A 6,034-nucleotide genomic window follows, 5' to 3' on the forward strand; every position below is an offset into this window, starting at 1 on the left:
GCTTATTACAATGCAACTAAATTTGCTGTTGATGGGTTTTCCGAATCACTGGCAAAAGAAACCGCCCCCCTTGGCATAAAAGTAACCATTGTAGCACCAAGCGGCTTCCGTACAGATTGGGCCGGGCGTTCGGCCAACGAAGTACAAAACGAAATTGAAGATTACAAAACAACCGCAGGTGCGAATAAAGACAACATCAGGGCTTACAATGGCAACCAACCCGGCGACCCGGTACGCGCCGCTCAGGCCATCATTAAAGTAGTAGAGACCGAAAACCCTCCATTACGCTTATTATTAGGTGCCGCAGCATTAAAAAATGCCCGTAAAAAAATCGAAGAACTGGCACATGATTTTGATGCATGGGAAGAAACCACCGTTGGTGCAGATTTCCCCAAACCTTAATTTAAACCGCCTACATACACACTGTTGGCCACATCGCAACCCGGTGTGGCCATAAATGAAATATAAGTTTCCATTCTCGCTAACCTCAGTTCTAAAGGTAAAACAAATAGCTCCTTTCCCTCACTTCGCTTTGCACCATCAATACTGTAAAGGCCAATTTCCAGGTCAGGGAAATAAACCAGTATCATCACCCTTTGGCTTTTCTCAGCTAATACCATTTCCGGCAATACCGTCCACCTAAATCTTAACCCTTCCGGCACCATCTCAACCGTCGGATTCGCTGCAACACGCAAACTCCCCTGCGAAACCATTACTTTAGGATAATCCATTTTAATATCAGGATACAAGCCTTTTAAGGTGTTCATTTTATTATAGCTTAGGGCTATATTGTACGGATATTTTACCGCAGCCCTGGCTTTGAGCATAAAACCAGCATTAATAAACTCAGTAAACGGATATAAAAACTTTACCACTACTGCCATTTCCTGCCTGCAAATCAATTGTTTAATAGAAGGCGGTTTTGTAATCATACCCACCATCCTAACCACATTTTTATCTAATATATGGTAGCTCACCAAATTCCCAACTTTACCGGTATACCGGTAAGATTTATCACTATTAAAAACCCCATTTCTTTCCCTTTTAAATAAATCCATTTCTATCTCTTTTTAAATAAAAAAGAGGCTCCCAAAAATAGGGGCCGTCATCTCCTTTGGTTAATCAAAGGAGATGACGGGCATCGCCCGTCTCCACCGCACTACCATCGTTATACTTCAAATTAGCGGCATCTATAACAACTCCGGTTTTAGCATCGCTAAGTTGAATGGTTTTACCGTTGGCAAGAGTTATAGTTGCTGTGTTACGGCCGGGCTCAATGTCATGAGATCCTGAAACAAGTTCAGGATGACGGCCACCTTCAGGGCGGGGTGCGTAGTAGGATGTATAAAAGAACAACCCGGCGCCAACAACCAAAAATATTGCTGCTGCCGCAGCTATACGCGGCCATAGCTTATAACTACGAGGCTGTACTTTACTTTCCAAAGACAGCTGGTTCTAGATGTCATATCCAACTTCATCAATTCGGCTCTCATTTAGCTGAACCTCGTCTTTCAATTGGTAATACCATCTTTCCACAACTGCCTTTTCAGCAGGCGTACAAAGTCCCTTTCTGTATTTATCAAGTAATGTCTTAGCGTCTTTTTCCATTGCTTACAAAGAGGTTTATATTCCCTCATATATAACCAATACGGCTGACTAAGACCTAACAGGTAGAAGAAAACAAAAAAACTTTACATGATTTTCAAATCTTTCATCACCGACCCGGTAATTTTCTTACGGCACTCAGAAAAATCAGGTCGGTTATTTTTTCGATCCTGCAGTAATCTTGTCGCAAAAAAATAAACATCATTTTGTTTTTCCACGTAACCAACCCACCATCCTGTGTTGATCTGATCTGCCATCGTCCATCCTGTTTTGGAGCGGATGGTATAAGTTTTATTTTGCTCGCTTATCATTACCCGCTTTACGATATCCATATTCTTTTTAGAGAACGGGAGTTTCCCATCGTACAGTTTTTTAAGAAATTCAACCTGGCTTACAGGTGAAATACCAAGGGGACCAAAGTTCCAAAAGTCTGCATCAGGTTCCGAAAGGCCTGCATTGCCGTATCCGCATTGAGTAAGGTATTTCTTGTATACACTTCTGTCAATCTTTTTTGCAAGCTCTATAAACGCCCAGCCGGCAGAAACTTCAAATGCGTTCTTTACACTTATATCATGATAAATTTCAGGTCTGTAGCCGTATTTTGTGGTATCGGTTTTTCCTGGCCATTTAACCATATAGTTCTCATTCGGTATGGTTCCTGTTTCAAGGGCAATCAGCATATTAATGATTTTGAATGTAGAAGCAGGCAAGGTTTCCCGCCTTGTATTAATGGTATCAGAAAGGATCCATTGATGCTTTTTGTAATCATAAATTGCTATACCACCTTCCACTCCACACTCATCAAAGTATTTTTTGAAATCAGAACGAACGATGGTCTGTTTTGACTGACAAAACACTACCGGGCTAATTGCMAGCATATATAAGGCTACTAAAAGGAATCTTTTCATTTTATTTTTTAAAAATACACATTTCTTATCGCTTCCTCTACCAGGCTACATGGGCCTGTACTACTGATATCAAAACCGCTCCTAAGCAACAACGGTGGCTGCGCCATAAACTTAGGCACACTACCGCGATGTCTTTGCGCCGCATGAACCAAAAAAGGGTGACAAAGGTATACCGTTCCGGCCTTGCCGACAGCCAAAGCTTCCTCTCTCTTGGGTAATTCAGGCAACCTATTTGCCAGTTCCATAAAAGATAGCCCTTCTTCACCTTCGGGTTTCAGCAATCTGGCAACATCCATATGCGAACCTTTTAAAATCCTGGTCGGCGCATCTCTCTCGCTTACATCCGAAAATAGAAACAGCATCAGCAAGCCACGGCCTTTTGAATATACATTGATTCGGGCGGCGAAAAAGTCATTAGGATCTGCTCCAGAAAAACCTGCATCTACGTGCCAGCCGGTATCATCCGAATCAACTTCCGATGGGAAACGAACTGGAAAAGCTCCCATGCTCATGCACGGTATCCATTTTTCTTTACCAACCAGCTGATCGAATGCAGCATGAAGAATAGGGGTATTCGCCGCCTTAATAAATGGCGCCTGCGTATACATACCCAGCCACACCACCGGTTTCGCCCATGTGCTACTGTCATTAGGATCAGCAGGAATGTCTTTCCAAAGGATATTTCTCGCCTCAGCGGCAAGATCGGCAGGAAAAGCGTTATCAATACGGACAAAGCCATCTGCAATAAAAGATTGTATTTGCTGTGGATTTAAGATGTCGCGCATAATGTTTTATATAAAAATTCAGACAATAAAGAATTAGTGTCCCTCCGGGACATTAGCCTTACGACTTGAAAATTTATATTATAACATTACGGTCATTYTCATATTCCAAATATATTAATTTTTCTCCTACTGTCGCAAACGCCCCCTCAATAAGTCGTCTTTGCAGGTTTTCTACCCCATTCCTCCAGATTACCTTTGGATATACAAAAACAACTAAGTATGAGAACAATCATCTACCTCGCTGCCTCTGCCAATGGCCTGATCAGCAATAACAGAAACGTACCCGACTGGTTGTCGCAGGAATACGGTGAAGGCTTTATGGCCATCAGTCTGCGCACACAAGCCGTGATCATGGGAAAAACAACCTATAATGTACTTGCACCAGACTACCTACCCATTAAAGAAGGATCACTGGTTGTGCTCACTCACAATACCATGGCCGAACCTGCCCAATCCAATGTACTTTTTACTGATGACAGCCCGGAAAAAATCATAGAACAGCTTGCCGCAAGAGGACACACCGAAGCCGTTATTATAGGTGGTACGCAAACCGTAAGTGCATTTGTCAAAGCAGGCCTGGTGAATGAAATCATCCTGGTTGTAGAACCGGTACTATTTGGCAACGGCCTGCCATTGCTCAAAGACATCGAAGAAGCAGAGTATAAACTTTCCCTCCTCGAAGTAAACAAATTGAACAACAATACTGTTCAATTACATTATTCAATAACAAACAATTAATCAACACTATAAAACTAGATACCATGAGACCAACAAAAATCTGGGCCAATTTGGGCGTAAAAGATGTAACCACTACCAGGAATTTTTATAGCGCCTTGGGCTTTAAACCCAATGAAGGCTACGACAAAACCGATGAAATCACCAGTTTTCTATTTGGCAATGATGATTTTGTGATCAATTTCTTTGTACAAGATTCTCTAAAAAATGCGTTGAGAGGAGAAGTAGCAGATTTGTCTAAAGGAAATGAAGTGATTTTCACACTTTGGGCAGATAATAAAGAAGAAGCCGATAAATGGGCTGTTGAAGTCAGGAATGGCGGCGGCAAGATCTTTGATGAACCTGCTGAATTTGGCCCGGGTTATTATGGCTTTGGATTTTCAGACCCTGATGGGCATAAATGGAATGTATTTAACTGTTAAAATAAACAGGGCATACTGCCCTGTTTATTTGTAATCCTAATTATTCTTTAACGACGCCATATCAATTACAAAGCGATACCGCACATCGCTTTTCAGCATACGCTCATACGCTTCATTAATCTCCTGCATCTTAATTACCTCTATCTCCGAAACAATATTGTGTTCCCCACAGAAATCAAGCATCTCCTGTGTTTCGGCAATTCCACCAATTAACGATCCTGCAACAGATTTCCTCCCCATAATCATAGGTACAGAGTTCAACAACGGATCAAGCCCACCAAGATACCCTACCAATACCAACGTACCATTTATATTCAGTGTAGGTACATACTCATTTAAGTTATGCACATAAGGAACAGTATCAACAATCAAATCAAATTTTCCTGCTACACCCTGTATCTGCGCCGGGTCTGTAGAAATAATAACCTGATCGGCGCCCAATTCAAGCGCATCTTTTTCTTTTCCGGGCGATCTTGAAAATAATGTTACATGCGCACCAAGTGCTTTAGCCAATTTTATCGCCATATGGCCTAATCCGCCCAAACCCACAACGGCAACGGTGCTGTCTTTCCCAACATTCCAGTGTCTTAATGGAGACCAGGTCGTAATACCAGCACATAGTAATGGCGCTACAGCAGCCAGATCAAGGTTTTCGGGCAACTTTAAAACAAAATGCTCATCAACCACAACTTTTTCAGAGTAACCGCCAAAAGTGCGCCCGCCTAAATGTTTGTCCTTTCCGTTATAAGTTCCCGTAAAGCCAGGAATACAATATTGCTCCAGGTCTTGTTTACAGCTGGCACATTCTCTGCACGAGTCTACTAAACACCCTACCGCAGCCAAATCTCCTACTTTAAATTTGCTTACTTCAGATCCCACCTTGGTTACCCTGCCTACTATTTCATGACCGGGAACTGCCGGATAAACAGTCCCTCCCCAGTCGTTTCTGGCAGTGTGCAGGTCCGAGTGGCATACCCCACAAAACAGAATGTCAATCTCTACATCTTTAGCCGTTGCCTCCCTCCTGTCAATACTCAATTGTTTTAATGGCGCTTCAGCCGACTGAGTGCCATATGCTTTTACTTCAAACTTTTCCATTATCGTTGTTGGTTTACGTTGTTATATTCTTCGTCTGTTACAGGTTCCAGCCAGGTTACCGGGCCGTTTTCGGTGATATTGCTGATCGCAATATGTGTAAGGCTTTTATCGGCAGTTGCGCCATGCCAGTGCATTACATCAGACGGGATCACTACCACATCGCCTTTACTCAACGATCTGGCAGGTTTTCCTTTTTCCTGGTAATACCCTTCGCCATCGGTTATTAGCAAGATCTGCCCTGCAGGGTGTGTATGCCAGTTGTTTCTGCAGCCCGGCTCAAACACCACATCCCCAACCGAATAATGTCCCGTTTCATCTTTCGGGACTAAAATATTAACCCATGCCGTTCCGCTGAAATAATCTGCCGGGGCTTTATCTCCTTTCGGGAAAATGGCTGTTCTGTTTTGTGTTGTTTCCATCTATGATTCTTTAAATAGCTGTGCCTGTTTATTGTTTAACAATTGCAGGCTAACTTTGTGTC

Annotated in this window: 10 protein-coding genes; 3 read left to right on the plus strand and 7 right to left on the minus strand. The window is 42.6% G+C overall.

Translation table 11 applies throughout. The annotated features are described in order from the left end of the window. The coding region (locus AC1DG9_RS21890; RefSeq protein ID WP_477635233.1) for an SDR family NAD(P)-dependent oxidoreductase at positions 1–402 on the plus strand (402 nt) is incomplete at its 5' end. Here AC1DG9_RS21890 and AC1DG9_RS21895 read toward each other — a convergent pair. The 5 genes from AC1DG9_RS21895 to AC1DG9_RS21915 all read right to left on the minus strand — a co-directional run bounded on the left by AC1DG9_RS21895 (position 399) and on the right by AC1DG9_RS21915 (position 3,298). Next, positions 399–1,058 (minus strand): DUF6266 family protein, encoded by a 660-nt coding sequence (locus AC1DG9_RS21895; RefSeq protein WP_337714845.1) that lies wholly within the window; start codon positions 1,056–1,058, stop codon positions 399–401. The genes AC1DG9_RS21890 and AC1DG9_RS21895 overlap by 4 nt on opposite strands. 64 nt (positions 1,059–1,122) lie before the next feature. Further along, a complete protein-coding gene (locus AC1DG9_RS21900; RefSeq protein WP_172663242.1) occupies positions 1,123–1,443 on the minus strand; it encodes a hypothetical protein in 321 nt (106 codons plus the stop codon). A gap of 12 nt (positions 1,444–1,455) precedes the next feature. Further along, positions 1,456–1,608, minus strand: coding sequence for a hypothetical protein (locus AC1DG9_RS21905; RefSeq protein WP_172663243.1), 153 nt, complete (start codon positions 1,606–1,608; stop codon positions 1,456–1,458). An 83-nt stretch (positions 1,609–1,691) separates the two neighbouring features. Further along, positions 1,692–2,483 (minus strand): penicillin-binding transpeptidase domain-containing protein, encoded by a 792-nt coding sequence (locus AC1DG9_RS21910; protein WP_430709540.1) that lies wholly within the window; start codon positions 2,481–2,483, stop codon positions 1,692–1,694. 38 nt (positions 2,484–2,521) lie between these two features. Next, positions 2,522–3,298: a phytanoyl-CoA dioxygenase family protein gene (locus AC1DG9_RS21915; RefSeq protein ID WP_337714850.1), complete on the minus strand. Its 777-nt coding sequence runs from the start codon at positions 3,296–3,298 to the stop codon at positions 2,522–2,524. Positions 3,299–3,517: 219 nt separating this feature from the next. On the opposite strand from AC1DG9_RS21915, the gene AC1DG9_RS21920 reads away from it, so the two are divergent. Both AC1DG9_RS21920 and AC1DG9_RS21925 read left to right on the plus strand, forming a co-directional pair. Further along, positions 3,518–4,036: a dihydrofolate reductase family protein gene (locus tag AC1DG9_RS21920; RefSeq protein WP_172663246.1), complete on the plus strand. Its 519-nt coding sequence runs from the start codon at positions 3,518–3,520 to the stop codon at positions 4,034–4,036. A gap of 23 nt (positions 4,037–4,059) precedes the next feature. Then, positions 4,060–4,455: a VOC family protein gene (locus tag AC1DG9_RS21925; RefSeq protein ID WP_172663247.1), complete on the plus strand. Its 396-nt coding sequence runs from the start codon at positions 4,060–4,062 to the stop codon at positions 4,453–4,455. A 36-nt stretch (positions 4,456–4,491) separates the two neighbouring features. Here the strand turns inward: AC1DG9_RS21925 and AC1DG9_RS21930 are convergent, their stop codons facing one another. Then, positions 4,492–5,553, minus strand: a complete 1,062-nt coding sequence (locus AC1DG9_RS21930; protein ID WP_337714852.1) for an NAD(P)-dependent alcohol dehydrogenase — start codon at positions 5,551–5,553, stop codon at positions 4,492–4,494. Beyond that, positions 5,553–5,972, minus strand: coding sequence for a (R)-mandelonitrile lyase (locus AC1DG9_RS21935; protein ID WP_288884209.1), 420 nt, complete (start codon positions 5,970–5,972; stop codon positions 5,553–5,555). Before AC1DG9_RS21935 ends, AC1DG9_RS21930 begins: the two co-directional genes overlap by 1 nt. Between the last annotated feature and the right edge of the window lie 62 nt (positions 5,973–6,034).

Source organism: Pedobacter sp. 05L430, from assembly GCF_056397585.1.

Excerpts from the sequence above, each read along its gene's own strand:
- AC1DG9_RS21895 (WP_337714845.1), bottom strand. The coding sequence starts at position 1,058 with ATGGATTTATTTAAAAGGGAAAGAAATGGGGTTTTTAATAGTGATAAA.
- AC1DG9_RS21905 (WP_172663243.1), bottom strand. The coding sequence starts at position 1,608 with ATGGAAAAAGACGCTAAGACATTACTTGATAAATACAGAAAGGGACTT.
- AC1DG9_RS21915 (WP_337714850.1), bottom strand. The coding sequence starts at position 3,298 with ATGCGCGACATCTTAAATCCACAGCAAATACAATCTTTTATTGCAGAT.
- AC1DG9_RS21920 (WP_172663246.1), top strand. The coding sequence starts at position 3,518 with ATGAGAACAATCATCTACCTCGCTGCCTCTGCCAATGGCCTGATCAGC.
- AC1DG9_RS21925 (WP_172663247.1), top strand. The coding sequence starts at position 4,060 with ATGAGACCAACAAAAATCTGGGCCAATTTGGGCGTAAAAGATGTAACC.
- AC1DG9_RS21930 (WP_337714852.1), bottom strand. The coding sequence starts at position 5,553 with ATGGAAAAGTTTGAAGTAAAAGCATATGGCACTCAGTCGGCTGAAGCG.
- AC1DG9_RS21935 (WP_288884209.1), bottom strand. The coding sequence starts at position 5,972 with ATGGAAACAACACAAAACAGAACAGCCATTTTCCCGAAAGGAGATAAA.